Raw genomic sequence first — 2,302 nt, 5'->3', positions numbered from 1 at the left:
AAGTGAAGATTTTTCAACTGAACAGGCAAACCTGAGTATTCGTTCTTCATCCAACAAAGCATTTGACTTTAACTACTTTAACTTCTTTAACTACCTTAACTCCTGAAAAATTACTGATACATAATCACTGCCGACTGTGCCGGTACTTCCACTTGCGGGCCTTCTACGGTGCCTAGACCGGCCTCGTTGATTACTCCGTCACGGCACACTACGGTGTACTTGCCGGCGGGTACGGCTACGGTGCGGGCCTGCTTTGCCGAGTTAAGTATCACGATAATGTTATTCCAGGTGTCACAGCCGGCGTTATCTTTCAGACGGAAGGCCACGAGATTGTCACCACCGGGCAGGAACTCGAGGTGGCGGCGCACCTTGTCGGCGTCGCCGAGGCGGAAGGCCGGATGGTTCTTACGCATGGAGATGAGGTTGCTGTAATAGCTGAACACCTGCGGATACCGGTCAAGGTTGGTCCAGTCAATGCGGTTCACGCTGTCCGGGGAGTTATAACTGTTGTGCACGCCCTTCTTGTCGCGCAGCGCCTCTTCGCCCGCCTGGATGAAGGGTACGCCCTGCGACGTGAACACGGCAGTCTGCGCCAGCAGGTCGAGACGTATGAGCTCGTCCTGCGTTATGCCCGGAACGCTGGCGCGAAGGCGGTCTACCAGGCACATGTCGTCATGGCAACTGACGTAGCTCATCATCTGCCACGGCTGCCCGGCCCATGCCTCCTTGCTGTAATTTACCTTCGACATGTCTACCTGCGGATGGCTTATGGCGCCGGCTATACCGAACTTTAGGCTCTCCTCGCTGCCCGGAATGCCTGCTATGAAGGCACCCTTGGTGTCGTCGCTGAACGGCCCGCGCAAGGCGTCACGCAGCTCGTCGCCGAACGCCGCAATACCAGGCATTTGCTTCATGTTGGCCTTCATGGCCAGCTTGTCTACCGGATATGCGCACGCTCCGGCGCTCCAGCCCTCGCCGTAGATGAACGTAGCGGGGAACTCACGGGCGAACATGGCGCTTATCTGGTTCATTGTCTCGATGTCATGCACGCCCATCAGGTCTACACGGAAGCCGTCGATATGGTACTCGTCAACCCAATAACGCATTGACTGTAGCATGAAATTGCGCATCGGGGCAAGTTCGCTACGGGTCTCATTGCCGCAACCCGAACCGTCAGACCACTTGCCGTCGGCCGTCTTGCGATAGTATATGTCGGGGAAAATACGCTGGAAGTTGCTGCTCTCAAGGTCGAAAGTATGGTTATACACGACGTCGAGAACAATGCGTATGCCGGCCTTGTGCAGCGCCTGTACCATCTGCTTGAACTCCTTTATACGTACCGCGGGGTCGTAAGGATTGGTAGAATACGAGCCGTCAGGCACGTTGTAGTTCACAGGGTCGTAGCCCCAGTTGTATTGAGGCGTGTCCAACTTCGTTTCGTCTACCGACGCATAGTCGAACGACGGCAGTATATGCACGGCGTTGACGCCAAGCTTTTTCAGGTGGTCTATCGCCTTCCTCTCGGTCAGGGCGAGGAACTTGCCCTTGTATTTCAGGCCCGACGACGGGTCGATAGAGAAGTCGCGGTGATGCATTTCGTAGACAACGAGGTCGGCCATGTTCACCTTCTGCGTGATACGGTCAGCCTTCCAGCCCTCGGGGTCGGTAGCGTCAAGGTCAACGATAGCGCCGCGCTGTCCGTTCACTCCGACGGCCTTGGCGAACACTCCGGGGCACTCGCCCCGCCCGGTGTCGAAGGTATAGAACTTGCCTTTCAGGTCGCCGTCCACCGTCGCGGTGTAATACACATGGCCGTCATAAGCCATCTTGACCGTTTTCAGCGGCTGGCCGCCTTGCCCGTCGGCGTAAATGCGCAGGGTAACGGCCTTTGCCTCCTTAGGGGCGAAGAGCTTAAAGACGGTCTTCTGCGGCGAATACGCCACCTCATTGTTGAAGTCAAGCGCTAAGGCGTGTTGTCCCTCAACCGCTAATTGCGCATTGTCGGCGTCATTTGCCGACACGTTTTGCGCCACGGCCTCCTGCGCCGTAAGCAGCGAGAGGAAGCCCGCAAGCAACAGGTTTGTAATCTTCATATATGTCATCTTTTATAGGTTTCGTAACATCCTGGTTTTCAATGCGTTGTAAAAGGCCGTCTTTTAGGGTGCGAAAGGTGGCCTTTCGGATTGTAAAAGACGGCCTTTTGGAAGGCCAAAGACCGTCTTTTGGGTTCATCCGCAGTTCTGTTGGATAAAGATAAGATGCTGATATTCAAGTATTTGTATTATCTTGTATGCTCATAAGT

1 protein-coding gene is annotated in these 2,302 nt (G+C 55.0%); it reads right to left on the bottom strand.

What is annotated here, in order from left to right; all coding sequences use genetic code 11:
• Positions 1–110: 110 nt before the first annotated feature.
• On the bottom strand, positions 111–2,093 hold the full coding sequence (gene pulA, locus H6A34_RS14105) for a type I pullulanase (RefSeq protein ID WP_205106032.1): 1,983 nt from the start codon (positions 2,091–2,093) through the stop codon (positions 111–113).
• Positions 2,094–2,302 lie beyond the last annotated feature (209 nt).

It is taken from the genome of Marseilla massiliensis, assembly GCF_016899855.1.
Taxonomy (GTDB): domain Bacteria; phylum Bacteroidota; class Bacteroidia; order Bacteroidales; family Bacteroidaceae; genus Prevotella.
The sequence above is the reverse complement of the archived record's forward strand: the minus strand, read 5'-3'. Positions and strand labels throughout refer to the sequence as shown.

Bases quoted from the DNA above. Each gene is read 5' to 3' on its own strand.
- pulA (WP_205106032.1), bottom strand. From the start codon at position 2,093: ATGAAGATTACAAACCTGTTGCTTGCGGGCTTCCTCTCGCTGCTTACG.